Source organism: Nitrosomonas sp. ANs5, from assembly GCF_050584665.1.
Lineage (GTDB): Bacteria > Pseudomonadota > Gammaproteobacteria > Burkholderiales > Nitrosomonadaceae > Nitrosomonas.
Genome location: NZ_JBEUDO010000044.1, coordinates 1 through 24,020, shown reverse-complemented (window position 1 = coordinate 24,020; position 24,020 = coordinate 1). Strand labels below are relative to the sequence as shown.

23 protein-coding genes and 3 tRNA genes are annotated in these 24,020 nt (G+C 52.3%); 15 read left to right on the top strand and 11 right to left on the bottom strand.

Going from position 1 to position 24,020, the window contains the following annotated elements:
* Positions 1-54 precede the first annotated feature (54 nt).
* Complete coding sequence (locus ABTW62_RS10660; RefSeq protein WP_430904558.1) at positions 55-849, top strand: hypothetical protein; 795 nt, start codon at positions 55-57, stop codon at positions 847-849.
* 458 nt (positions 850-1,307) lie between these two features.
* On the opposite strand, the gene ABTW62_RS10655 is transcribed toward ABTW62_RS10660, so the two are convergent.
* Positions 1,308-1,511: a hypothetical protein gene (locus tag ABTW62_RS10655; protein ID WP_430904557.1), complete on the bottom strand. Its 204-nt coding sequence runs from the start codon at positions 1,509-1,511 to the stop codon at positions 1,308-1,310.
* Positions 1,512-1,680: 169 nt separating this feature from the next.
* On the opposite strand from ABTW62_RS10655, the gene ABTW62_RS10650 reads away from it, so the two are divergent.
* Positions 1,681-3,156 (top strand): DEAD/DEAH box helicase, encoded by a 1,476-nt coding sequence (locus tag ABTW62_RS10650; protein ID WP_430904556.1) that lies wholly within the window; start codon positions 1,681-1,683, stop codon positions 3,154-3,156.
* Positions 3,157-3,313: 157 nt separating this feature from the next.
* On the opposite strand, the gene ABTW62_RS10645 is transcribed toward ABTW62_RS10650, so the two are convergent.
* From ABTW62_RS10645 to ABTW62_RS10635, 3 genes are read right to left on the bottom strand one after another with little or no spacing between them, the layout of a single operon-like run.
* Positions 3,314-4,777, bottom strand: coding sequence for a putative sulfate exporter family transporter (locus ABTW62_RS10645; protein ID WP_430904555.1), 1,464 nt, complete (start codon positions 4,775-4,777; stop codon positions 3,314-3,316).
* Between the two features lie 19 nt (positions 4,778-4,796).
* Positions 4,797-5,072, bottom strand: coding sequence for a DUF5395 domain-containing protein (locus tag ABTW62_RS10640; protein ID WP_430904554.1), 276 nt, complete (start codon positions 5,070-5,072; stop codon positions 4,797-4,799).
* A 4-nt stretch (positions 5,073-5,076) separates the two neighbouring features.
* Positions 5,077-5,286, bottom strand: coding sequence for a hypothetical protein (locus ABTW62_RS10635; protein WP_430904553.1), 210 nt, complete (start codon positions 5,284-5,286; stop codon positions 5,077-5,079).
* A gap of 289 nt (positions 5,287-5,575) precedes the next feature.
* Between ABTW62_RS10635 and ABTW62_RS10630 the strand changes: the two genes are divergently transcribed.
* Positions 5,576-7,444 (top strand): pyruvate kinase, encoded by a 1,869-nt coding sequence (locus tag ABTW62_RS10630; protein ID WP_430904552.1) that lies wholly within the window; start codon positions 5,576-5,578, stop codon positions 7,442-7,444.
* A 195-nt stretch (positions 7,445-7,639) separates the two neighbouring features.
* Here the strand turns inward: ABTW62_RS10630 and ABTW62_RS10625 are convergent.
* Both ABTW62_RS10625 and ABTW62_RS10620 read right to left on the bottom strand, forming a co-directional pair.
* Positions 7,640-7,715, bottom strand: a tRNA-Arg gene (locus ABTW62_RS10625).
* A 118-nt stretch (positions 7,716-7,833) separates the two neighbouring features.
* On the bottom strand, positions 7,834-8,637 hold the full coding sequence (locus ABTW62_RS10620) for an outer membrane protein assembly factor BamD (RefSeq protein ID WP_430904551.1): 804 nt from the start codon (positions 8,635-8,637) through the stop codon (positions 7,834-7,836).
* Between ABTW62_RS10620 and rluD the strand changes: the two genes are divergently transcribed.
* On the top strand, positions 8,636-9,673 hold the full coding sequence (gene rluD / locus ABTW62_RS10615; RefSeq protein WP_430904560.1) for a 23S rRNA pseudouridine(1911/1915/1917) synthase RluD: 1,038 nt from the start codon (positions 8,636-8,638) through the stop codon (positions 9,671-9,673). The genes ABTW62_RS10620 and rluD overlap by 2 nt on opposite strands.
* A 346-nt stretch (positions 9,674-10,019) precedes the next feature.
* Here the strand turns inward: rluD and ABTW62_RS10610 are convergent, their stop codons facing one another.
* Positions 10,020-11,300, bottom strand: a complete 1,281-nt coding sequence (locus ABTW62_RS10610) for an ammonium transporter (RefSeq protein WP_430904550.1) — start codon at positions 11,298-11,300, stop codon at positions 10,020-10,022.
* Between the two features lie 441 nt (positions 11,301-11,741).
* Entirely contained in the window at positions 11,742-13,202 is a 1,461-nt protein-coding gene (locus ABTW62_RS10605) for an SLC13 family permease (RefSeq protein ID WP_430904549.1), read from the bottom strand.
* A gap of 440 nt (positions 13,203-13,642) precedes the next feature.
* Between ABTW62_RS10605 and glnA the strand changes: the two genes are divergently transcribed.
* The 8 genes from glnA (at position 13,643) to crcB (ending at position 18,479) form a co-directional block, all read left to right on the top strand.
* Complete coding sequence (gene glnA, locus ABTW62_RS10600) at positions 13,643-15,028, top strand: type I glutamate--ammonia ligase (protein ID WP_430904548.1); 1,386 nt, start codon at positions 13,643-13,645, stop codon at positions 15,026-15,028.
* Between the two features lie 148 nt (positions 15,029-15,176).
* Complete coding sequence (locus tag ABTW62_RS10595; protein ID WP_430904547.1) at positions 15,177-15,665, top strand: DUF4124 domain-containing protein; 489 nt, start codon at positions 15,177-15,179, stop codon at positions 15,663-15,665.
* A 454-nt stretch (positions 15,666-16,119) separates the two neighbouring features.
* Positions 16,120-16,196: transfer RNA gene (locus tag ABTW62_RS10590), tRNA-Arg, on the top strand.
* A 59-nt stretch (positions 16,197-16,255) separates the two neighbouring features.
* A tRNA-Phe gene (locus ABTW62_RS10585) sits at positions 16,256-16,331 on the top strand.
* 301 nt (positions 16,332-16,632) lie between these two features.
* A complete protein-coding gene (locus ABTW62_RS10580) occupies positions 16,633-17,103 on the top strand; it encodes a methyltransferase family protein (RefSeq protein ID WP_430904546.1) in 471 nt (156 codons plus the stop codon).
* Between the two features lie 187 nt (positions 17,104-17,290).
* A complete protein-coding gene (locus ABTW62_RS10575) occupies positions 17,291-17,686 on the top strand; it encodes a fluoride efflux transporter FluC (protein WP_430904545.1) in 396 nt (131 codons plus the stop codon).
* A 32-nt stretch (positions 17,687-17,718) separates the two neighbouring features.
* Positions 17,719-18,069, top strand: a complete 351-nt coding sequence (locus tag ABTW62_RS10570) for a DUF190 domain-containing protein (RefSeq protein WP_430904544.1) — start codon at positions 17,719-17,721, stop codon at positions 18,067-18,069.
* A 20-nt stretch (positions 18,070-18,089) separates the two neighbouring features.
* On the top strand, positions 18,090-18,479 hold the full coding sequence (gene crcB / locus ABTW62_RS10565) for a fluoride efflux transporter CrcB (RefSeq protein ID WP_430904543.1): 390 nt from the start codon (positions 18,090-18,092) through the stop codon (positions 18,477-18,479).
* A 156-nt stretch (positions 18,480-18,635) separates the two neighbouring features.
* On the opposite strand, the gene mgtE is transcribed toward crcB, so the two are convergent.
* A complete protein-coding gene (gene mgtE / locus ABTW62_RS10560) occupies positions 18,636-20,087 on the bottom strand; it encodes a magnesium transporter (protein WP_430904542.1) in 1,452 nt (483 codons plus the stop codon).
* Between the two features lie 224 nt (positions 20,088-20,311).
* On the opposite strand from mgtE, the gene ABTW62_RS10555 reads away from it, so the two are divergent.
* Genes ABTW62_RS10555 through ABTW62_RS10545 form a run of 3 tightly spaced genes read left to right on the top strand, consistent with a single transcriptional unit; the run spans position 20,312 to position 22,342 of the window.
* On the top strand, positions 20,312-20,899 hold the full coding sequence (locus ABTW62_RS10555) for a LemA family protein (protein ID WP_430904559.1): 588 nt from the start codon (positions 20,312-20,314) through the stop codon (positions 20,897-20,899).
* A gap of 54 nt (positions 20,900-20,953) precedes the next feature.
* The gene (locus ABTW62_RS10550) at positions 20,954-21,838 is read left to right on the top strand and encodes a TPM domain-containing protein (protein WP_430904541.1); all 885 of its coding nucleotides are present in this window, start codon (positions 20,954-20,956) and stop codon (positions 21,836-21,838) included.
* Entirely contained in the window at positions 21,839-22,342 is a 504-nt protein-coding gene (locus ABTW62_RS10545; RefSeq protein WP_430904540.1) for a TPM domain-containing protein, read from the top strand. It begins immediately after the preceding gene.
* Between the two features lie 8 nt (positions 22,343-22,350).
* On the opposite strand, the gene ABTW62_RS10540 is transcribed toward ABTW62_RS10545, so the two are convergent.
* Together ABTW62_RS10540 and ABTW62_RS10535 are read right to left on the bottom strand one after the other, a co-directional pair.
* The gene (locus ABTW62_RS10540) at positions 22,351-22,809 is read right to left on the bottom strand and encodes an IS630 family transposase (RefSeq protein ID WP_430904539.1); all 459 of its coding nucleotides are present in this window, start codon (positions 22,807-22,809) and stop codon (positions 22,351-22,353) included.
* A gap of 65 nt (positions 22,810-22,874) precedes the next feature.
* Entirely contained in the window at positions 22,875-23,423 is a 549-nt protein-coding gene (locus ABTW62_RS10535) for a helix-turn-helix domain-containing protein (RefSeq protein WP_430904538.1), read from the bottom strand.
* Between the last annotated feature and the right edge of the window lie 597 nt (positions 23,424-24,020).

Below are 24,020 nucleotides of genomic sequence, written 5' to 3'. Positions count from 1 at the left end.
GCTAGGTATGATGGTTAACCGTCAATAGGGACGGTTTTTTGTTTTTGAGATGATATGAACGCCTTCCGACATTTCCCTGAGAGTAATGGCAACTATACTCACAGAAAGCGTGATTACTTTATAGCCGGGTTCACTTTTTTCTGTGTGGGAGTGAGCCTGGTGATCGATGCCCATGCAAGCCTGGCAGTCCAGAATGCACTGGGTGTCATCGCCTGGATTTTTCTGATTGCATTGCTGATGGGGGAAAACAGAGAGATACGGGTGCAAGTGATGATTGCTGTCGCATTCGCCACGGCAGGCGAACATTTTGCCTCGATTTATATGGGAGGCTATACCTACCGGCTGGAGAATGTACCTCTTTATGTGCCGCCAGGCCATGGGATGGTTTATTTGACGGCTGTGGCATTGGCCCGCTCGGGTTTCTTTCTCGAACATGCCAAGAAAATCGCGGCCTTCGTAGTGATCGTGTGTGGTCTCTGGTCGGCTTGGGGTGTCAGTGGCATTCCCGAGCAGGGTGATCAGGTGGGTGCGTTGCTGTATGTGGTGTTTCTGATCTATCTATTCAAGGGCAGATCGCCAATGGTATATCTGGCTGCATTCTTTATCACTACCTGGCTGGAGCTGATCGGAACCGCAGCAGGAACCTGGCGATGGGCGACCATTGAACCGGTATTTGATTTGTCCCAGGGTAATCCTCCCAGCGGCGTCGCTGCCTGGTATTGCCTGGTCGATGCGGTGGCAATCGGCGGCGCGCCTATTTTGCTCAAAGGAACCAGTAAAATCAGTAATGGATTCAAATGGCTCAGATCCAATAAACCAAGTCTGAAAGCGATACTGAGTCGTAAATGAATCGATTAGGATTGAAGCCAATCGGCAGCTTGGATGATAAACGACCCCATTTTGGCTTGTCGGGACATTTAACTTTGGAGCATAATTATCTCATTCTGATTGGCAAGTGAATGCAAAGTGGGGTAAGCTATTTCGATCGGATTTGCCATCACGCGCATTTTCGATAACAGGATGCGTAGCTTCCAGGATCGTGAAGCAGGCTGCGCAGGTATAATGCGTGGCAAAGATCTATATTGGACCCAATGTTGAACGTTTGAGGCGAATCATCATTCTAACCAGCATAAATGATTCAAGCGTATGCTAAATAAATTTTTTTTGCAGCCGATCATCGTGCCGCTGAATAATATTCCTGCCGACCAAAGCCAGGCTGGTCCCACCGCAGACGGTTTCCGATCCTGGTAGAAAAACAGGGAATCAAGTTGGTAAATCTCCCGCATGCTCATCAGACTACAGGCAAACTAAATTTCCGGGATGGCCGGAAATTCAATACGCGTTCCACTAAATACCGGGTGGCCATGTCTGCGTATACCACCTCCATGCATCATCATTCCCGTTTTATCCTGAAAACCGCTCAAGGTATTCCATGTTGTATGTGCTTGCCTGGATAAACCCGTGCAGAGAAATATCGAGGCATCATGCCCGGGCGATCGGAGTCCGGGCATGGCTGGAAATGCTTCGCCATGGATGCGCCTGTCCTACACAGGCAGCACTCCCGTATCCATGCACCTGCTGTCACTTGAGTCGTAAACTGCCCACTAATTTTTCTAACCAGACTGGGATGATGAGGCAGAAAATTTGAACCTACTTTCAACCCTTATTTTTAAATAATCTATGAGTAGTTATGTAGCATTTGATCAATTAGGCTTGTCCAGCGAAATACTACGGGCTGCTGCCGACGAGGGGTATGTAAACCCGACACCCATTCAGGGGCAGGTCATACCGTCCATTCTGGCTGGCCGTGACGTCATGGCCAGCGCGCAAACAGGTACAGGCAAGACCGCAGGTTTTACCTTGCCGCTATTGCATCGGCTCCAGCCCCACGCCAATTCCAGCACTTCCCCCGCGAAACATCCTGTGCGCGCTCTGATTATGGCGCCCACCCGGGAATTGGCTATGCAGATAGATGAAAGCGTTCAGAAATACGGCAAATACCTTGCATTGAAAAGTGCGGTGATTTTCGGTGGCATCAGTATGGACCCGCAAAAAGAAGCATTGCGGGGGGGGATTGAGATATTGGTTGCCACACCAGGCCGTCTCCTGGATCTTGTGGAACAGAAGATGATCAATTTTTCCAAGACGGAAATCCTGGTCCTGGATGAAGCCGACCGCATGTTGGATATGGGTTTCCTGCCGGATATCAGGCGTGTCATGGCGCTGTTGCCCAAACAACGTCAGAGCCTGATGTTCTCGGCAACCTTTTCTAACGAGATTAAGAAACTGGCTGATAACTTATTGGATCGGCCCGTGCGCATCGAGGTCGCGAGACAGAATGCGGTCAATGAATCAATCTCGCATGTGGTGCACCTGGTAAAACCAGAAAACAAATTTGAATTATTGGTACATTTGATCAAGCAGCAGGATTTGAAACAAGCGCTCATTTTTGCTAAAACCAAGCATGGCGCTTCCCGTCTGGCACAAATGCTTTCCCGGCAAGGCGTAGCAGCTTCCGCCATTCATGGAGACAAGAACCAGCAACAGCGCACGCAAGCGCTGAATGAATTCAAACAAGGCGAAGCGCAGGTACTGGTTGCGACAGATGTCGCGGCACGGGGGCTGGATATCGATAAATTATCGCATGTGATCAATTATGAATTGCCGGGTACGCCCGAGGATTATGTGCACAGGATAGGGCGTACTGGCCGGGCTGGCAGCAAGGGAAAAGCGATTTCCCTGGTGGGAGAATATGAAACCGATCTGCTGGCGAACATTGAAAAATTGCTGAAAACCAAGCTTGAAATAGCGCCAGTGGATGGATTCGAACTCAAAGCATCTGTTCAAGCGCAACCTGCCAGCCCGAAAGGCAAGCGGATGAGTAATGGCGCGCGGCCAGCCGACGTCGATAACGGCAGAGCGAAACAACGGCCGACCTACGCGCCCAAGCGCCCCGATGCACGCAGAAGGTCATCCTCCATGCCGGATGATCCCATTTTTACCCAGCCTTATGTTCCCAATACCAGTCCAGCTCAGCCAGCAGCGCCCAGACCAAGCGAAACAAGGGGCTTCTTTCTTGCCTATAAACAGGACAAAAAACCGATCCCTGCATTATTTACCCCTCCGGTAAAAAACAAGACTGGGCAGGAAACATAAGCGAGCTTCTGAGATACCCTATTCCTCAAGCAGGCGCTCGCCCTGTCGTAGAAAAAACTCACGTATGGCGTGCAATGACCGTTGGCGGATTGTACGCATTGCCTGGGCCCACCCCATTTCTCAATAGGGCCTGCTGTCCGGCCGCACCTGGGTACGCTTATAAAGAGGGTGGCATCATACCCCGATGAAATATCCATGCCACACCATAGGCAATGGGCGCAATGATTCCAAAAAGCGCAACCGCATAGAGCAATGCCAGTTTACCCATTCCCTTAAGCTTGCTGAAATCGGTAATGACACCAATGCTGACAAAAGTTAGCATGAACATCATATTGCGCATGGGGCCCTCCACGGCAGCCGCAGTCTGATTCAGGGCCTCGGCGGTTTCTGTGCCGGTGGAGGCGAGCATGACGTATGAAAACCAGACCAGCAAGTATCCCAAAACGAACTTGGGAAAGCGGTGCCAGATTTCCATTGGTCCGATTCTGGATTGACCGGCCTTGCGCTCCACTTTGTATACCCACACCAATGCCAGCACGAAAGCCCAAACGCCAATAAACATATCAATCCAGATTTTGGTGGTCAGCGACGCCATTAAAATCCAGCCTTCCTTCCAGATCACACCCAGGTTGGCCTCGGCATTCGCTCTCATCAATTCGTCCAGCATTGCGCCGGCCGCTGCATCGGCGCCATCCGTTTTGACTGTCAACCCCAAAGCGGATCCGTTGACGATGGGCTGGTTGGGCGCAATTGCTGTATACAATCCCGGCAGGATGATGAGCTCGAACATGGCGAAAATGACAACCAGAATCGAAACCACGACCGGCAGCGCGGGCCGTGCCCGGATGGCGCCGGCTGTGGCAATCGCAGCCGATACGCCGCAGATGGAAATACCGGAAGAAAGCACGGCGGCAGCATCGCGCGATAACCGGAACACCTTGCGGCCGAGCACGTAGACGATTGGCCAGAACAGCATGTATGCCACAAAAGTGGCGGCGACACCGGTCATGACCAGTTCGGTAATGAAACCGGTCGCTTCGATGGACATGATGCCGATCTTGATGCCCAGAAACACGATGGCGGTTTTGATGAACCACTCGGGCTTGGCCGCCTCCATCAGGAAATCAGCTGTGCCCTTGAAAAAATTTCCAATGATCAGGCCCACCGAGAGGGCCAATAAATAAGAGAAGCCGCCCCCGAGTGACAATCCCCAGGACAGGCCGTATTTCTCGAATTCATTGAACGGGACCTTGAAATGCGCTTCCTGGCCAATCACCCAGATGATCCAGGTCAGCACAAACAGTATGCTCCAGCCGGCAAAGAATCGTTTCAGATCCAGCTTCATTGCAGCCGCCGCAAGACATGTCAGCGATGTGAAAACCAGATAAGTGGTGAGCCAGGACAGGAAGGGATGCCAATTTTTGTAACCGCTCGGTTTCAATACGGCATCGAGGGAAAACGCTCCCCAAACCCATGTCCCGGGTTTGGCCATCCAGCCGGTCAGATCCAGCCCCCAGAGCGAACCGATGCTCGCCAGAAACATCGTTGCGCCCAGCCATACAGCCCACCAGTCCTCCGTCCTGGTCATCCCGGAATACCATTTTCTGTTCATCTCGCTCATTTCAAACCTATAATGCTTATTATGTTTTCAAGGTGGGTGATTTCAGATTCAGCCGGATATGGCGGTTGAAATAATGATAGGCATATTGCCGTATCCAGGTTGGAATGCAGTTGTAATCAAACGCCATAAAAACCATGACATGGCTATTTTCAGGAAATAATTGCCGGTCCAATAGACACCGGATCAAATTCTGATCCAATTCGGCCAACGATTGCCCGCACGCTTCAAAATCTGGATGGTATGCAATCCACTTGTCGCCATCATGGGCGAGCCTGACTTCCAGATCAAATTCCATGCTGTTATGCCGCGGGCAGCAAAAACCAGTCCACCAAAATGCCCAGCACAATCAATGCGGCGATGCCTATGCCTATGCTCCACAGACACAAGCTGGTTTCCCAACTTTCCCAGGGTTCTGGTTCACCTAGCACCGATTGGTTGGCCAGTGGCTGTTCGCTATTCTGAATGGTTGGCTTGTCGGGCGTTTGCGAAGGATTACTTGTTGTCATCATGTGCTCCAGTGAGAAAATCTATGTGTTTGCATAGGGTCAAGCCAGCTAATGTTAAACCTGCATCCATATGATAGAAATATTCTAACTTGTGTTGAAGTTTCATTCGCATCGTTTGGTGAGTAGCGCGGGGCAGGGAATAAAACGTGCTTTGCGACGCTGCCTAAACCTTATCATAGATAGTTGTTTGATTAGAAATGATAATTATTCCTAAACAGTTTCATTTCTGTTATAAAAGTGTCACATAGCAGGGCTAGGATAGAGCCATTCCCAATTTTTATGTTGTCCAACTTTGAGCAACAAACCGACTAGACTAGATGTGTATGCCAGTTTGCTGCATGAATTAAAGGTATTGCGGCAAGAATTGCTACAAGCAGAGCAGAGTTCCACCTCACTGCTGGAGCAAATCGCTTGTCACAGGCCCAGTGCAGTTAATCTGATTCACTATCTCGCATTGCGTCGTCATGACATGCGGCCATTGCAATTCAAGCTCGCCGCTATCGGTTTGTCTTCTTTGGGGCGGGCGGAGTCACATGTGCTGAGCACTCTCGACGCAGTGAATATGCTGTTGTGTGATGCATTGGGGGTGGCTGTATCAGAGGCCCTGCCGGAATTTGAGACAGTGCCTATGAACGGAGCTGCCATATTGGTAGAGAATACCAGCCAACTGCTTGGTCAGCCGCCGGTTAATAGATGGGTACGGATCATGGCCACATTGTCAACGGAAGTTGCCGGCAATTATCAGTTGATTAAGGAGATGCTGCTCAAAGGGATGGATTGCGTGCGAATCAATTGTGCGCATGACAGTCCCGATATCTGGTCGCGTATGGTGCATTCAATCCGTTTGGCCTCGCAGGAAACGGGGCGGGAATGTCGTATTCTCATGGATCTCGCCGGGCCCAAATTGCGGACTGGGCCCATCGAACCTGGTCCAGAAATAATCAAGTGGCAACCGCATCGGAATGCCCTCGGCCAGATAGTTGCTCTTGCCCGAATTTGGCTATATTCAGGGAATACCGATGCGCCATCTCCTCCTTGCCCTTGCCTGGCGGATGCCTGTTTGCCCTTGGAAGCTGATTGGTTGCAGTTGCTGGCCATTGACGACACTGCCCTTGAATTTAAGGATGCCAGAGGAAAGATGCGTCGTCTCGTGCTCAAGAGACGGGTGGGCGGGGGTATCTGGGCAGAATGCAGCAAAACGGCTTATGTCCAGCCAGGGATATTGCTTTATCCCATTTCCTTGTCTACAAAAGAGCCATTGGTCGGGGTTCCTCCTGGCGTTGTCGGCAGGCTGCCGCGAAAGTCTGAAATTATACGCCTTAAGCGCGGTGATCAATTAGCGTTGAAGCGTCAACCTTCTTCAGGGCATGCAGCTCGGTATGAGGTGACAGGGAGTCTGTTGCAACCGGCAACAATCGCTTGTTCATTGCCAGAGGTTTTTGAGTGCGCGCAGGTTGGTGAGCGCATTGCATTCGATGATGGCCGAATGGGTGGGATTATAAAGAGTGTTAGCCCGGATCAAATTATGATTGAAATCGTCCAGGCACAAGACAGTGGCGAAAAGCTGGCAGCAGATCAGGGGATCAACCTGCCAGACACCCGATTCAACACAACGGGTCTGACCAGTGATGATATCGAATCCTTGAATTTCGTCGTGCATCATGCGGATATCGTTGGTCTTTCCTTTGTGCGCGGACCTTCAGATGTTGAGCTATTGCAGCACCATCTCGAGAGACTGGGCGCTGCAAGCGTAGGGATTATTGTTAAGATCGAGACGCGTCAGGCGTTTGAGCGCTTGCCTGAAATTTTGTTCGCGCTGTTGCGCTGGCCGGTTGTCGGTTTGATGATAGCGCGCGGAGACTTGGCCATCGAATGCGGTTACGAGCGTCTGGCAGAACTACAGGAAGAAATTCTTTGGCTGGCCGAGGCTGCGCATATTCCAGTAATCTGGGCAACCCAGGTGCTTGAGAACATGACCAAGACGGGTAAACCCACGCGTGCAGAGATTACGGATGCAGCGATGGGAGAAAGAGCGGAGTGTGTGATGCTGAATAAAGGCGAACATATTGTCAAGGCAATCGAAATCCTGGACAACATTCTCCAGCATATGCAGGACCATCAACATAAAAAAAGCGCTCTGTTGCGTCGCTTGCGCTGGTAGCGTAACTCCATTGATAAATCACCTCTAAAAACGGTTTCCAGTATCAGTGAGGTACGCGCAATGTGCGACTATAGGCATTTAACGGCAGCAACCAGTGTGCGCGGGGTGCGTTGATGCTCCGTAAAACTGATGAGGGATTGTCCTGAGCCTCAAAATATATGCCGGGTGGTGTGACTGATGACTTGCCAATTTTATTGGCGCCCTGGAGACGAATCGAACGTCCGACCTACCCCTTAGGAGGGGGTTGCTCTATCCCCTGAGCTACCAGGGCGGAGGGGGCATTGTACGCTAAAACTTGCTGATTGATAAAATCGGGTATGCCGCACCGGTGTTATCGCGGCAAATACGATGTATTTATTATGGACATCAAAACTGGTCTGTATGGCGCATTACCAGAATTGCCACCATGATTTTTTTCCCAGTGGATTGGAGTCGGAGAGATAAGCGCTCTCCGGGAAATTTTTTCTCATGACTTTTTCCACACCATCGCGCAGATCGGTCAAGCCCATCGCTTCATAGGCGCTGGCCATGATGTACAGCGCTTCTTCTGTGGCCAGGGTTTGGGGGTATTCTTCGAGCACAAACTGGGCACGTCTGACTGCTGCGACATAGGCCTTGCGTTTCATGTAGTATCGTGCAACGTAGATTTCGCCCCTGGCCAGAACATTGACCAGAAATGCCATGCGCTGCAGGGCGTCGGATGCGTATTTGCTTTCCGGGTAGCGTGTCACCAACAGCTTGAAGTTTTCAAACGATTCACGCGAGGCTTTTGCATCCCGCTCGCTCATGTCCTGCTTAATGATTGCGGAGGTGATGTAGCTCATTATACCCTGATCGTCGTTAAAATTTGCCAACCCTTTGATATAATAAGCGTAGTCGATGTTCTGATGGTGCGGATAAAGCTGGATGAACCGGTCGGCTGCAGCGATGGCGGAAGCCTGGTCCTGGTCCTTGTAATAGGCATAGGCTATTTCAAGCTGGGCCTGTTGGGCATAGCGTCCATAGGGATAACGTGCTTCCAGCGCCTCAAACAACTTGATTGCCGTGGCATAATTTCCATTGCTAAGCTCATTTTTAGCTTCAGCATAATATTTATTTGCGGACCATTGGCTGTTGTCGGTCGATTTTTCCGATAACATGTTGCATGCTGTCAACAGTACCATCAACCACCCTACTAAGAGTTGTCGCTTCATAATGAATCACATCAATAACGGGCAAGATATCCAAAATTATAACGTAAAGCCTGATTTATCCGTAGCAATTGATCAGACTGAGAATGTAATAGAGCTGGAAGTGCCCCAAGAAGTTGCAGGGTTGCGTCTGGATCAGGCATTGGCGCGTTTGTTGCCGCAATGGTCGCGCAGCCGTCTGCAAAGTTGGATCGCGCAGAATCTGGTCAGTGTGGATGGCTCGGGGGCAACCTCCAGGCAGAAAATATGGGGGGGGGAGAAAATCAGCGTGACCCCTGGCCGGATAGAGACTGATAGCGCCCATCAGGCGGAAGCGATTCCACTTAATATCGTTGATGAAGACGAGCATCTGATCGTTATCAATAAACCGGCCGGTATGGTGGTGCATCCGGGAAATGGCAATTGGCAGGGGACGTTGTTGAATGCGCTGCTGAATCATGCCCCGCAGCTCGATCAGTTGCCGCGTGCCGGGATAGTGCATCGTCTGGATAAGGAGACAACTGGTTTGCTGGTGGTAGCCAAAACGGTTGAGGCGCAATTCAATCTGGCCCAGCAGTTGCAGGCGCGGACCGTCCGGCGGGATTACTTGGCGCTTGCGCTGGGCGATATCAGAAAAGATGGCTTGGTCGATGCGCCGATTGGCCGGCATCCCGTGCTGCGCACACGGATGGCCGTGACTGAGACCGGCAAGCCGGCCCGTACGCATTATCGGGTGCTGGAAAAACTGACCGCCTGTACATTGCTGCGCTGCAGTCTGGAAACTGGGCGCACACATCAAATTCGTGTCCATTTGCGCGCAATCGGTCATCCTCTGGTGGGCGATCCGGTTTATGGCAGCAAGGCAGTGGATGCTTCCGCCCTTGCCGTGGCGCGCGTCATGTTGCAGTTTCCCAGGCAGGCACTACATGCGCAAAGGCTGACCTTGACGCATCCCGGCAGCGGGCAGTCTGTCAGTTGGGAATCGCCCTTGCCGAGTGATATGGCGGAATTGTTGCTGGCCATCAGGGGCGCTTCCGCAGCTGGCTTGACCTCCGTCTGAGCCGTGCGGGAAGGATGGCCGCCTGTTCAGCCATCGGATAACGTATGGTGGGAACCTCTAAAAATTTAGCGTTTTAAACAAGACGAGGCAAGAACAAAAAATGTTGACGCAGCATATGATGGATATGTAAGGGACATTTTTTGTGAACAACGACGTATTGTGACGAAATATGGATTTTTAGAGGCACCCTGGAGAATAATGGAATACCCAGGCGGGGTTCCTGGCGGGTGATTGCAGCGTTAACACAGCGAGGCATTTTTGTATCATGACCACACCATGTGTTCAACTTCAACTGCCAGTTCACCCGATCAGGGAACCCCGTCTATCAAGCGCCTGGGTAGATTGCCTAGCCTTCCATTTTGGCCGCGAGTGCCGAGGCGTTCACTTGATTTTTGAGTGCCTGTACCTCAGTTTGGGCCTCAATTGCCAGTTTTTCGGCTCTGTGCTCTTCTTCAGGCCCGGCAAGATGGGTGAATTCATGGCTGTCTTCGTAAGCCTGTTTGGTTGTGCCAGTCAGTCTGATCACTGCACCAGCGATCATGCCGCCAGTCAGTGCGAGCGCGAGCGTGATGCCTATGCCTGTCAGCTGCGAGACCGCGATGCCTGGAACAATCAGAATTGCGCTCAATCCGCCCAGCAGGCCCGGCAATCCATGCAGGTTGTGCACGCCGCAGGTATCGACAGTTTTGGCTCTGGATTCCAGCATGGGTGTGACAAATACATAGCCCAGGACAGAAAGGGCGCCCGCCAGTAGGCCAATGATGAACGCGCCAGTTGGCCCCACCACATTGCAGGTCGAACCAATCGCCACGCCGCCGGCCAGTGCTGCATTGGCCATGTCCACCATGGAAGTTTTGCCTTTGTGGAGCAGCGTGCTTAGGAAAAAGGTGGCAAGCGTGGCGCCGCATAGAGCGAGTAGGGTGTTGGTCACGGTCTGGGGCATTTCCTCGAAGGGAACGATCGCGGTTGCAAAGCTCGGCCAGAACAGCCACAGGACCATCGATCCAAGCATCGACAGGCGGTCCGAGGTGGCATCCGATTCAATTGGCTGCGCGCGCTGCGCGGCTGTAGTCAGGACGATGGATACACCCAGGCCGAAATAAGCGCCGAAGGCATGGATGATGATCGAGCCGGCGGAATCCTGAAATCCTTCGGTCAGTCCAGAGGCATTGTCCAGTACCAGCCATTCATTCAGTAGATAGATGGGTACGATGAGCAGTGCCAGCAATGAATATTGAAAAACCCGCAGTCGCCCGAGTATGGCTCCCATGGCAATCAAGCCTGCTGCGACGGAAAATTCTGCATAAAGCACAGCATCAATGGAATGCGGCGACAGTTCGTGGCCAAAAATTCCGTTCGCGCGCAAGAGAATGTACAGCGGCAGCCCGGTTGCGACCACCAGATAGGTGCCGGTTGTCGCGCCGAAGCCGTATCTTCGTACAAAGACCATCAAAAAACCGAACCCCACCAGCAACATGGCCAGAATGTGGATTGAATAGTTATATTGCGCGACCAGCCGCGCTTCGTTGACGCCGGTGGCCGGAACGCTTGCGCTTGCCCAGCCGCTGAAACTTAACAGAAATAATACAATGGAACACAATGCAGCTAACCATAGGTTTCTTCTCATTTATTTGCTCCCCATATCCATAGATTTAAGTTATTCGGGTCATTCCCGAGCACATGCCTGTCGGATAATGGCCGGTATGCTACGGTCGTAGATAACCAACCGGTCTTGATCAGTTTTTACCTAATGAGGATATGTGTTCGCAATCAGTGAGCGAAGACCTGATTCTAGTTTATTTTTATTCTGTAAAGATTGCCTGGGTCCGACTAAGCGTTGGAACCTGTGAAACAAAAGTAGCTGGACCTGCGAGCAGTTTCTGGCGATATTCAAATACCACTTTTTGTTTTACTCAGCGGGTACTTGAAAGATTCGTCCCTGCTTGCAGGTCTTGCGTCGTGTTCGTTCCACAGCCCACGAAAGTTTGAACCTTAAAAGCCATGAACACAACAGGGTTAAGAAAGTTTTTTCGGGTTTTTATTCGGTTCAGGGCACGTGCACCCGGGGTCATCCAAAAATCCATGGCACGATCCAGTAAGTCATGCTGGTAATGACGAGTATGCCGATCAGATTCAGCTTCAAGCCTGCCCTGGCCATCTGGGGAATGGTCACGTTTCCGGTGGAATAGACCACGGCATTGGGTGCGGTCGCGACCGGCAGCATGAAGGCGCAGCTGGCGGCAAGCGCGGCAGGCGCGAATAACAGCATGGGTGTGAGATCGCCGGCAAGCGATAATGCGGCCAATATAGGCAGCAGGGTTGCAGTGGTTGCAGTATTGCTGGTGAGCTCTGTCATGAAAATGACCAAAGCGACCAGGCCGGCAATCATGAGCACGGGTTGAAGGGTGGCGGCTATTGCCAGGTACTCCCCCAGCCATAAGGCCAGTCCTGTTTTCTCGATGCCTCGGGCAAGGCTGAGTCCGGCCCCAAACAGCAACAGCACGCCCCATGGAATGTTGCGTGTGCGCTCCCAATCCAGTAGGGCGGCTCGTTTCCCCGCTGCGCCGCCTGCGGGGATGATGAACATCAATACGGCTCCGCCTACCGCGATCAGCGTGTCATCGAGCCAGGAGAGAGGGGGGAAGTATTGCTGAACCGGTACGCGCACGATCCAGGCTGTTGCTACCAGCAGAAACACAAGCGCCAATCTTTTCTCTGGAACCGATAATTTTCCAAGTTTCTTCAGGTCGCCCACAATGGAGCCCTGGGATAGACGCACCTGGCTGATATCGAAGGGTATGGCCCATTTAAGCAACACCCACCATGCCAGACACAGCATGACCCCTGCAACGGGCAGCCCTAGTAGCATCCAGTCGAGAAAGCTGATCTCAAACCCGTAGGTTTGCTGCATGAAAGCAACCAGCAGTAAGTTGGGCGGGGTGCCAATGATTGTGGCGAGGCCGCCGATACTGGCGGAATAGGCAATGCCGAGCATGAGGCACAAAATGAATCGTTGGTGTTCATTGGTCTTGGCCAGGCCGGTTGTCAGGGACAGTGCGATGGGGGTCATCATGAGTGCGCTGGCGGTATTGCTGATCCACATGGAAAGCAGTGCGGTGATGCTCATGAACCCGGCCAGGACGATGGCAGGATTGTTGCCGGTGCGGGCAAGCAAATGAAGCGCCAGCCTTCGATGCAGATTCCATTTTTCCAGCCCCATGGCAATCATAAAGCCGCCCAGCAATAAAAAAATGGTGGGGGCGGCGTAAGATGCTGTGCTTTCGGCCGTCGACATGACCCCGAGCGCCGGAAAAAGCAGAATGGGCAGGAGCGATGTGACCGGGATCGGCAGGGCCTCGGTTGCCCACCAGACCGCTAGCAGCATGGCGATGCCGGCTGTGTGCCAGGCTGACACACTCATGCCTTCAGGAGCGGGGAGCAGGATGGTCATGGCAAGCAGGGCAGGGCCCATTAACCATCCGATTACTCTTAATCGGTTGGTAGGTAGTGTGTTTGATGCTGTTTTCATGAATATAACCGGCTTCTTGTGTGCGGATAATCTGGTGCAGTCACCATGACCGGGCAGGGCGCCGTGCGTGCCGGAGGAAATGGAAATGGCATGGTTTGCGGCCTGGATGCGTGAGCTTGGCATCTTGCTGACGGTGGATGATAAACTCGAATCATTGCGCGTGAATAGGACAGTCAATCGCCGTTTTTGGCTGTAAGATATGGCTTGCAGAAGAATCTTGTGCTGAACAAAATCTTGTGAACGGATATAATTATTGTTTAAATGTCTATATGCGCATTCTAGCCTGCTTGATAAAATCTACGCAAAGTAGCTGTTATTCTGCCGTTATTTACGACTGGTAGTGCCTTTCCTTACCAAGCCTTGTATTTCGAGAATCCGTAGTTCCCTGAGCAAATGATACCTGTCTGGAGAAAAAAACTGTGGTAGCCGATGCCTTAAAAATGATTCAAGATCATGAAGTCAAATTTGTTGATCTGCGCTTTACCGATACTGTTGGCAAGGAACACCATGTCACGGTTCCTGCCCATACTTTCACAGCTGACAAATTCGAGGATGGCCACCCCTTTGATGGATCCTCGATTGCAGGCTGGAAAAGCATACATGCCTCGGACATGTTGCTGATGCCCGATCCGGAAACCGCGGTGCTGGATCCGTTCATGGAAGAGACCACGCTGTTGTTGACTTGCGATGTCGTGGATCCTTCCGATGGGCAAGGGTATAACCGGGATCCCCGCTCTCTGGCAAAACGGGGTGAAACATATCTTAAATCGACAGGAATCGGCGATACGGCCTACTTTGGTCCGGAACTTGAATTTTTTATCTTTGATTCGGTTCGCTGGCATACCGATATGTCAGGCTGCTTCGTCAAGATCGAATCGGAAGAAGCGGCCTGGAGCTCCAAGAAACGCTATGAAGGCGGTAACGCCGGTCATCGGCCTGCAGTCAAAGGCGGTTATTTCCCGGTGCCGCCGGTCGATTCTCTGCATGATATTCGCTCGGCCATGTGCATGATTCTGGAGGAACTGGGTATTCCGGTCGAAGTTCATCATCATGAGGTGGCCAATGCCGGGCAATGCGAGATTGGCACCCGTTTCAATAGTCTCGTGAAGCGTGCCGACTGGAATCAGGTAATGAAGTATGTCATTCATAATGTCGCGTTGTCTTACGGCAAGACGGCCACCTTCATGCCCAAACCAATTGTCGGCGATAATGGGTCAGGCATGCATGTGCATCAATCGATCTGGAAGGGCGGCAAGAATCTTTTCGCCGGGAATGGCTATGCGGGGATGTCAGAAATGGCATTGCACTATATCGGTGGGATCATTAAGCATGCGAAGGCACTGAATGCCTTTGCCAATCCGGGAACCAACTCATATAAAAGACTGGTGTCCGGTTTCGAAGCGCCGATCAATATCGCCTATTCTGCAAGCAACCGTTCGGCCGCAGTGCGCATTCCCTATGCGAGCAGCCCTAACCATCGCCGGATCGAAATCCGTTTTCCAGATCCGACAGCCAATCCTTATCTTACGTTTACCGCCTTGCTGATGGCTGGATTGGACGGGGTACAGAACAAGATTCATCCAGGCGAGCCGATGGATAAGAATCTCTATGATTTGCCACCGGAAGAAGCTTCCATGGTGCCAAGCACCTGCGCTTCGCTGGAAGAAGCGTTGGGGAGCCTGGACCAGGATCGTGAATTCCTGACGCGCGGCGGGGTGTTTTCCAACGATATGATCGATGGCTTTATTGCGCTGAAGGCGGAAGAGGTGGCTTTGTTGCGCACGACTACACATCCGGTCGAGTTTGCGCTTTATTACAGTTTGTAAAAGAGCGGTACTGCCGCTGCTTTAAGGGTCTTCAAGCTGTGTGGCGGTCTTGCCATGGGGCTTGAAGATCACGCACTTGAGCCTGCCCGGCTGAGATACCAAGACGATGTCCTGAAGCTGCTGTCATGTCAGAGGGAGGAGCCGTTTCATGAAGCCGGTACAATCGATTATGACGCTAATGGGATTCGTAATAGCCAGCATGCCTGCGGCGGGTTGTGCATCGGGTATCCATAAGTTGGTGGATGAGCGGGGGCATGTGACCTATACCAATATACCTGCCCAGGGCGCGGCAGAATCTCGACGAGATGGGGTGAGGCCAGCTACCGACTCGCAGCCAGCCACCCAATCGGCGGCTGCCGTCGTCCCCCTGCCTGGTAATTATTCTGGTGGCCATTCACCGACGCAGCAGCCGCGGGATGCGAATCACTACCAGATGCTCAAACTGGAACTGGCAGCTGAGACCCGCTTGCTGGAAAATGTGTTGCAGACGCTTGGCAAGATTCGCCACAATCCGCAGCCGCAAGGGGGTGTGCAATCAGGCAACGACGAGTTGCTTTCGCTCCGTACCCGGGCAGTTTTGCATAGACGCAATATCCGGGCACTGATCACCGAGCTAAAAGCATTGAAGAATGAGTGAGTCATTTTCATGGCTAGGAGGCTGTCCGAGAATAGCGATCGCAGCGAGGGCGAGGCTGGTTGAGTTGGATTTTTCGATCATTTGAGGCGAATAGTCGTTCTATTTAACGAAAAGGATCGTAAAATCCGGCCAATCAGGCTCGTCCGCAGTAGATCAGTCTATTCTCGGACAGCCTCCTAGGGTGACTGGCGATTGATACTGAAACACGCACGCCATGCATCGTGCAATTTTTTTTGCTCTGCTGAGCGGGGTGTCGCAGCATGGGTTGATTTATTCAAATAGAACTGCGTTTGATCCTTGACAAAAACGCCCGAATGTAACATCATGCACAGCTTTCTGGCATTAACAAAGAAAACGCAGAGACAGATTGACTGGCCAGATAAATTGAAGTTAAGTCAACGTTTTTTTAGGAGTCACGAGAGGAAGCCGATGGACGACTCTCGTTGCAGTAACTGCGCCCGTAGCTCAGTTGGATAGAGTACTTGGCTACGAACCAAGGGGTCGTGGGTTCGAATCCTGCCGGGCGCGCCATCCAGGCTGTTTCATTTGTGCAGCTTTGGTAAAAATCAGTATATCAGTATGTATCCCGAGGCCAAGTAGCTCAGTTGGTAGAGCAGAGGACTGAAAATCCTTGTGTCGGTGGTTCGATTCCGCCCTTGGCCACCAATAATCGTTGCATCAACGATCTTCCCGGTCATTCGTATTCGGCAGAATTCTATTGCTCCCAGGTTCTTGCCGCGAAAATCCCGCGCGCCTCGCATTGTTTTATATTCTGCAGATTTATTTTCGGTTTCAGCTGGTGCATGCAAAGCACCCTGTATGCATTTGGAACAGCAATCATTTGTGCGCAGAGTGCGTTCAACCCCCTGTAACCGACGAGGGGTTGTCCCGTGCGGCATATAATGAACGATCGGGCTGCCCCAAGGTCTCTTCTGTCATGTTCTTTTTCCAGTCGATTTGAACTGTCATGACTCATCACTTTCATCGCCCCCGTACTTTGATTCTGCCTCCTGCGCCTTATGCTGCTGCCGTCCTGGGTGGCTGGTGGCTCGATCGCAATTTGCATCCGTTACCCTGGGAATGGGGAGGCATGGTCCAATTGCTGGGTTGGCTGGTGGCAGGATTGGGAGCGGCAGTGCTCGCGTGGACGCTCGTTACCTGCTGGTTGCACCGCACTACCGTCAATCCCTATAAAGCCGCGACCCGTCTTTGTACCACTGGGCCATTTCGTTATAGCCGCAATCCGATCTATCTGGGTGACTGGTTCATCCTGGTCGGCGCATCGATGATATTGGCCACCTGGTGGCCATTGTTATTCGCACCCCTGGTCTGGCTGCTGCTGCATTATGGCGTCATCCGCCATGAGGAGGCGCATCTTGCGGCAAGGTTTGGCGATTCTTATCTTGCCTATCAGGCTAGAGTCAGGCGTTGGCTCTGAATTAACGGGGCGGTTCCGCTCCCAAGCATCTTGCCGGATTCGAGCCGGTTTTGGTATGGCCCGACGTGTCCTTTGCCGAAGGATATGTGCTAGCATGTAGGTGCAATTCAAGCGGGCTGGGGGTGTTAAGTGATCCGGTGGACGCAATTGGCATCACTGCGAGAATTGCTATTGCTATGCAGAAGCTATGGATAACTGGACTCTTTTATTACTCATTACCTTTGGTGGTAGCGCGATCGGCGGCTTGTGCCGCTATTTGCTGGGCGGATTCATTGCCCGACGGTTAGGCGAGCGATTTCCTGTCGGAACGATGGTGGTGAACGTTACGGGCGCTTTGTTGATTGGCCTCGTGTGGCGTTTGCCAGCGGAAGGCATGTCGCTTGTCGGGCATGGTATGCTGCGAGATTTCCTGATGCTCGGGGTGTTGGGGGGCTATACGACGGTTTCCTCGTTTACGCTCAATACCTTTAATTTGCTGCAGGAGGGTGAGTGGCGAGAGGCTGGCATGAATCTGTTCGGCTCTTATTTTTTGTGCTTGGGGGCAGTTTTTGCCGGTGCAGCGCTGGGGAGTGGCGTCTGGTGAAACAATCAATGCTGAATGAAATTGGGTGAACCATGAAAGAGAACGGATCGGGAAAACTGTTGCGGATTTTTATTGGTGAAAGCGACCGATGGGGTCATGGGCCGCTTTATGAGGCCATCGTCCTCAAAGCGCGGGAGAAGGGGCTGGCCGGTGCCACGGTATTGCGGGGACCCATGGGATTCGGCGCCAGCAGTCGTTTGCATACGGCGAAGATATTGCGATTGTCTGAAGACCTGCCATTGATCATCGAGATTATCGATACGGATGAGAAGATTCAGTCCTTTTTGCCGGAGCTGGATGCAATGGTGCTGGATGGCCTGATTACCCTGGAGTCGGTCGAGATCATTCAGTATCGGGCCAGCTCGGAGAAAAAGCGCGATTGATTGATGCGGGTTGAGTGATCGTGAAAATTGCTTTGTCAGTCGCGTTGGGTGCCGGAGTGGGCGGGGTATTCCGGGTCGTTGTGACCGCCGGTGTGCAGCAATGGTATGGCCCGGATTTTCCGCTGGGTGTGCTGCTGGCGAATGTCATCGGATCGTTTCTGATCGGCTGCCTGGCCACCCTCACGGCCCCGGAAAGCCGTTTTTATCTGAGCCCGGCTTTGCGGCAATTTGTCATGGCGGGTTTTTGTGGCGGGTTTACCACCTTTTCTTTTTTCAGCTTGCAGACCTTGCAGCTGATTGAGAGCGGTCAAGCCGGCGTGGCGGCGCTGTATTCAGTGCTTACACTGATACTGAGCATGATTGCTGTCTGGTCAGGGCATGGCTTGGGCATGCGGTTGAGCCGTGGCTGAATTTGCATAAATTGCTCTGGCTGCACAGGCGACGATATATGCCCCTATCCAATTTCCAGCAGGATGTATGGCAGCGCAGGCTTATCCCCCACATTAAGACTGGGAATAATTCAGAGACATAGAAGATGTGCGGTTCATGATGCCGGGCTGTCATGTTTAGGTCATGGTTAGCCAGCAGGGAACGCATGACAGGGTTGTGTCAACAGCTGCTGTTACTTCATCAAGTGCTGTGCCGGTTGGGAGTGAACCGATCAGCCAGTTTGCAAACATGAAGTAAATGATCAAACCGGTGATGTCGGCGATGGAAGTGATCAGTGGACTGCTGGCCACTGCCGGGTCGATATGTAGTTTGCTGAGGATGAAAGGCAGCGACGCGCCAACAAGATTGGTGGTGATGACGATGCAGACCATTGACAGGCCAACGATCAGACCAAGTTCCCAGCCGCTACGGATCAGACCAAGCATGCCACCGGCCACGCCCATGGCGACACCAAGCGTGATGCCGACTGATAGTTCCTTGCCGACCGTGCGCAACCATTGCTTGAGCTCAAGATCTCCGGTTGCAATGGCGCGAACCATAATGGTCGCCGATTGCGAACCAGTATTGCCACCTGTGTCGATCAGCAATGGAATGAAGAAAGCCAAAGCGATCATCGATTGGAGTGTCTCCTCAAAAAATTCGATTACACTCGATGAGCCCAGGTTGATAAATACCAGTACCAGCAGCCATGGGATGCGCTTGCGAAACAACGCACTTGCCGAGGTTTCGCCATAACTCATTTCTAGGGGAGCCACAGCGGCACCCTTATGGATATCCTCGGTGGTCTCTTCTTCTGCTACGTCGGCGATATCGTCGAATGTCACGATGCCGACCAGTACATGATCGCGATCCACCACGGGCAAGACGGATATATCGTAGCGGTCCATCACGCGGACCGCTGCTTCGCGGTCATCGTGGGCATCGAGCCAGACTGCACTGTTATCCATGAGAGATTCGATTTTAGTCGCCAGATCAGTCAGCAACAGTTCACGGATACGGATATCGTCGAGCAACCGGCCATGTTTGTCGACGACATACAGAATATCCACAGTTTCGGCGTCCCTGCCATGCTGGCGGATATGGTCCAGGCCTTGCTGGATAGTCCAGTCCGGCTTGAGCGCGAGAAACTCAGGCGTCATCAGGCGGCCCACGCTGTCGGCCGGGTAACCCAGGATCGCCCGAGTGCTGCGGCGTTCCTCGGGGCGCATCATGGCCAGTAGCTGCGTGACAAGTTGGCCAGGCATCTCGTCGAACAGCTCAGCGCGATCGTCTGGGTCCATTTCATTGAACAGCTGGGCGAGTTGTTCGTTGGTCAGTTCATCCATGAGCCGTTGCTGGATCTGTGCGGGCAGCTCGGTGAAGGCATCTGCTGCCATCTCGCGTGCAAGCAAGCGAAAGGCTATGGCCCGGTGCTGTGGTTCGATCGCAACGAGTAAATCGACGATTTCGGGCATGGCTAATTCGGCCAGGGTGGCACGTGCTTCATGCGTATGCCGCTGTTCGAGCATTTGACTGATTTTGGGTGCCAGCAACAAGCTAGGATCAGGACGTTCGCTGTAGGATTGCATCGGTGAGCTGCCTTTGGGGTGGATTGTGATTGAACATGCAAATGCCGGTGACGGTTAACGACCGGAATGCTTTGTCGATTTATTCTACATGTTTCTGTTTGGCCCCGGCGTTTCCTTCGGGCATGCGCAGAATCGGGATGGGCCTTTGGATGACGGTGCGCAGGGTTATAATTGTCATGTCTGTTCGCGTTCATGAGGCTTTAAATTTTTTCAGGGAAATGATTATGCATAACACTTTGCTTGTTTTGATGCTGCTTGTGACGCTGGCGCTGAGCGGCTGCGGTTACAATACGTTACAGTCCACCGACGAGCAGATCACAGCCAGTTGGGCAGAGGTGCTGAACCAATATCAGCGCCGCGCCGACTTGATTCCCAATTTGGTGAATGTTGTGAAAGGATTTGCTGCGCAAGAGAAAGAAGTCTTGCTGGGTGTGACTAATGCCCGTTCAAAGGTCGGTAATATCCAGGCGACGCCTGAGCTTATCAACGATCCGGAGGCCTTTGCCAGATTCCAGAGCGTGCAGGGTGAATTATCGAGTGCCCTGGCGCGTTTGCTGGTGGTGGCGGAGAATTATCCCCAGCTCAAATCGGATGCCAATTTCCGTGATCTACAGGCGCAACTCGAAGGAACCGAAAACCGTATTGCGGTCGCGCGCAATCGCTACATTAAAGCTGTGCAGGAATACAACGTCACCGTGCGTTCCTTTCCAAGCAACCTCACTGCCAGGATGTTTGGTTTTCAACTCAAACCGAGTTTCACGGTCGAGAACGAAAAAGAACTCTCGATTCCACCCAGAGTTGAATTTAACTAGGAGGCTGGAAAAGGCTACTGCTAAAGTTTTCCAGAATATAGATTGGATTGTTGCATGAATTGCGTGAAAATCACACCTAATCGCCATCAACTGCTGTTGTTTATTGTGTTGTTATGCTTAGCAACATTGTGCGCAGCAGAGGTGGCAGTTCCGCCTCTCAGATCACGAGTGACAGACTTGACAGCGACGCTCTCCAGTCAAGAAATCAAGCGGCTGGAAAAATTGTTGGCGAAATTCGAGGCGGAGAAAGGCAGCCAACTGGCGGTGCTCATTATTCCGTCAACGCAGCCGGAAACCATCGAGCAATATGCGATACGCGTTGCCGAGAACTGGCAGCTCGGTCGCAAAGGCGTAGACGATGGTATTTTGCTGCTGATCGCAAAGCAAGACAGATCACTGCGTATCGAGGTTGGTTATGGTTTGGAGGGTGCGCTGCCTGATGCAACAGCTCGCCGCATCGTTGATGAAATTATCGTGCCCAAATTCCGGACTGGGAAATATGCAAAAGGAATAGAAGCTGGGATTCAAGGCATCATCAATGTGATCGAGGGAGAGCCTTTGCCGGCACCGACTTCCAAGCGCGGGGGTGATGTTTCCGGTTCCGGGGATATGGGCCTGGCTCCGGATAGCCTGCTGCCGATCCTGGTTGTGTTTCTGGTGCTTGGCAGGATATTGCAAACCAGTCTGGGCAGACTTCCTGGCGCCACCGTCACTGGCGGCATAGCGGGGGTGATTGTTTGGCTGATATTCACTTCTCTGGCGATGGCCATATTGCTCGCGGTTGCGGTTTTTGTTTTCAGCCTGACTGGAAGCCTCAATCGAGGCATTTATCGGGGTGCGCATGGACGCTGGACAGGCGGTAGCCGGGGCGGTTTCGGCGGAGGCTTTGGCGGAGGTGGTGGGGGATTCGGAGGCGGTGGCGCTTCGGGGAGATGGTAGATGAATATCATGCGCATATTGCGGCATCTTGTGACCGGTCAATTGGCAGTCAGGAGAATGTTTCCGCAGACATCCCTGGATGTGATAGAACAAAGCATCAGCCAGGCAGAAACCGGGCATAGTGGTGAGATTGTGTTTGCAGTAGAGGCGGCATTGAATTTTACGCCCCTGCTCAGAGGGCAAACTGCCCGGGAACGCGCGCTTGAGTTGTTTTCTTTGTTGGGAGTATGGGATACGCCCCACAATAATGGGGTATTGATTTATTTATTGCTGGCCGATCACGACATTGAGATTGTGGCGGACCGTGGCATTCATGCGGTGATTGGCGAGCAGGGCTGGGAAACCCTCTGCCATGAAGTCGAGACATTCTTCCGGCAAAAACAGTTTGAAGCGGGAGTGGTCATGGGAATCGATAGGGTCGGCCACGTATTGCGAGCGCATTTTCCGGAAGAGCTGTATCCGCACGACAGGAACGCGCTGCTTGATAAGCCGGTGGTCTTTTAATTCCATTTCTAATTCATTAATGGAATTAGAAATGCGGTAATGATCCACGACCAGGACGCAATCGATGCAATCGTTGTGTGGTCTTGCTCGTAGACTCTGAGTGCTTCGCTCAAATGGTCTTCAAGAACGGTCAGGCTCTTGAAGACCCGATTGTGGAAAAACTTTTCACGCAGATCATCCCAGACATGCTCTATCGGATTGAGTTCTGGTGCATAGGGCGGCAGTGTGAGCAGGTGGATATTCGGCAGCGTTTCGAGTGCGTTACTGCGATGCCAGCCAGCACCGTCAATGATCATCACGATCTTTTCATCGGGATGTCGGGCTGAAACTTCATCGAGAAACAGTCGCATACATTCTGTGTTGACGTACGGCAAAATCAAACTATCGAGTTCTCCCGTGTAAACATCCACTGCACCAAAGACATAGGTGTATTCGTGCGTCAGCATGCCCTGGCACAAAGGCCGCATGGGCTTGGGCGCTCAGCAGCGGCGCACATCCGAGATGCGTCCAAAGCGCGCTTCGTCCTGAAACATCAGCTTGATTGCTTTACCTTGCGCCCAGTTGCGGCGGATTTGGCAGAGCGTTTGGGGAAGTTTTTTTTCCATTCCTGTTGTGCCACCGGATCGCTTTGAGGATGTCGTTTATCCGGTGCGAGCTTCCTCCAACCGTGGCGGTGCAGCAGGTTGTAAACTGAAGACAGTGCCACCTTGCGCCCCAGTGCCTGATCCAGCGCAACCTTGATCTCGCTGACCACCAGAATATTGCCCGCAGCAGCGGATGCCAGAAACGGGACCAGAAACTCGCGTTCTTCCTGCCTGGTCATGTTCTGACGCCTGCGTCCACCAGCTTTGGGTGCATCGGCAGCACCAGCCACTTGTCCGGCCATGAAGCGACGGCGCAGTTGACATGCCCATCCACGTGACACGCCGATGATTCGTGCTGTATCGGCCAGACTCAGGGCGTAGTCCAGCGGCAGCACCACTGCCTGCGCCTGGCGCAACTGCTCTATCGTCGTTGCTGATGCAATGGCTTGTCTGGCCTTGAGCAATACATCTGTATCTCCACTGGCTGGACGTGACATGGGTTTCTCCATCAGTATGGACAGAGATAATTATTACACTAATGAATTATAAATGGAATAAGAAACTATTTGGAAATTTCAATTTAGACTTATTTCTTCAACGGCATATCCATTACGGCGATGCATCGCCGCGAGCAGCGTATAGATGGCCGCGGCCCGTTGAATCCCGCCATGACTTATGCTTCAAGTCAAGCAAATTCTGGAGAAAAACAAACATTTTTGTGGCCATAATCATAGTAGGATGCGCTTGTGCACCATCCGGCCGACGCTGAATCACGGTTGCCGGAAAAGGATCTGTCTTCGCGATTTTTAGTTTCGTGAGTTATGAACAAGGGCTCGGCAATAATCCATTGTCGGTTTTATGGTACACAAGCGTACCCCCTGCCGCACACTGCCTGCTCTGCATTGGATGGTTCACGTGCCCGCTAGCGATAGCTATCAACGCCGACCAAGGTGTATGGCAGCGAAGCAGTCCAGCCCAATGTCGACTTGGCCTTGTTGCTGGGTGTCCTGCCAGGCAGATTACAGGGGAGGTTGCCTATAGTTTTAGAAAAAGCAGTGCGTATTGATACACATCAAGTTGCTGCATGATCACTC

What these genes read in the sequence shown, in the direction of transcription:
- ABTW62_RS10660 (WP_430904558.1), top strand. Translation starts at nt 55, where the DNA reads ATGAACGCCTTCCGACATTTCCCTGAGAGTAATGGCAACTATACTCAC.
- ABTW62_RS10655 (WP_430904557.1), bottom strand. Translation starts at nt 1,511, where the DNA reads ATGCCCGGACTCCGATCGCCCGGGCATGATGCCTCGATATTTCTCTGC.
- ABTW62_RS10650 (WP_430904556.1), top strand. Translation starts at nt 1,681, where the DNA reads ATGAGTAGTTATGTAGCATTTGATCAATTAGGCTTGTCCAGCGAAATA.
- ABTW62_RS10645 (WP_430904555.1), bottom strand. Translation starts at nt 4,777, where the DNA reads ATGAGCGAGATGAACAGAAAATGGTATTCCGGGATGACCAGGACGGAG.
- ABTW62_RS10640 (WP_430904554.1), bottom strand. Translation starts at nt 5,072, where the DNA reads ATGGAATTTGATCTGGAAGTCAGGCTCGCCCATGATGGCGACAAGTGG.
- ABTW62_RS10635 (WP_430904553.1), bottom strand. Translation starts at nt 5,286, where the DNA reads ATGATGACAACAAGTAATCCTTCGCAAACGCCCGACAAGCCAACCATT.
- ABTW62_RS10620 (WP_430904551.1), bottom strand. Translation starts at nt 8,637, where the DNA reads ATGAAGCGACAACTCTTAGTAGGGTGGTTGATGGTACTGTTGACAGCA.
- ABTW62_RS10610 (WP_430904550.1), bottom strand. Translation starts at nt 11,300, where the DNA reads ATGAGAAGAAACCTATGGTTAGCTGCATTGTGTTCCATTGTATTATTT.
- ABTW62_RS10605 (WP_430904549.1), bottom strand. Translation starts at nt 13,202, where the DNA reads ATGAAAACAGCATCAAACACACTACCTACCAACCGATTAAGAGTAATC.
- glnA (WP_430904548.1), top strand. Translation starts at nt 13,643, where the DNA reads ATGATTCAAGATCATGAAGTCAAATTTGTTGATCTGCGCTTTACCGAT.
- ABTW62_RS10595 (WP_430904547.1), top strand. Translation starts at nt 15,177, where the DNA reads ATGAAGCCGGTACAATCGATTATGACGCTAATGGGATTCGTAATAGCC.
- ABTW62_RS10580 (WP_430904546.1), top strand. Translation starts at nt 16,633, where the DNA reads ATGACTCATCACTTTCATCGCCCCCGTACTTTGATTCTGCCTCCTGCG.
- ABTW62_RS10575 (WP_430904545.1), top strand. Translation starts at nt 17,291, where the DNA reads ATGGATAACTGGACTCTTTTATTACTCATTACCTTTGGTGGTAGCGCG.
- ABTW62_RS10570 (WP_430904544.1), top strand. Translation starts at nt 17,719, where the DNA reads ATGAAAGAGAACGGATCGGGAAAACTGTTGCGGATTTTTATTGGTGAA.
- mgtE (WP_430904542.1), bottom strand. Translation starts at nt 20,087, where the DNA reads ATGCAATCCTACAGCGAACGTCCTGATCCTAGCTTGTTGCTGGCACCC.
- ABTW62_RS10555 (WP_430904559.1), top strand. Translation starts at nt 20,312, where the DNA reads ATGCATAACACTTTGCTTGTTTTGATGCTGCTTGTGACGCTGGCGCTG.
- ABTW62_RS10550 (WP_430904541.1), top strand. Translation starts at nt 20,954, where the DNA reads ATGAATTGCGTGAAAATCACACCTAATCGCCATCAACTGCTGTTGTTT.
- ABTW62_RS10545 (WP_430904540.1), top strand. Translation starts at nt 21,839, where the DNA reads ATGAATATCATGCGCATATTGCGGCATCTTGTGACCGGTCAATTGGCA.
- ABTW62_RS10540 (WP_430904539.1), bottom strand. Translation starts at nt 22,809, where the DNA reads ATGCGGCCTTTGTGCCAGGGCATGCTGACGCACGAATACACCTATGTC.
- ABTW62_RS10535 (WP_430904538.1), bottom strand. Translation starts at nt 23,423, where the DNA reads ATGTCACGTCCAGCCAGTGGAGATACAGATGTATTGCTCAAGGCCAGA.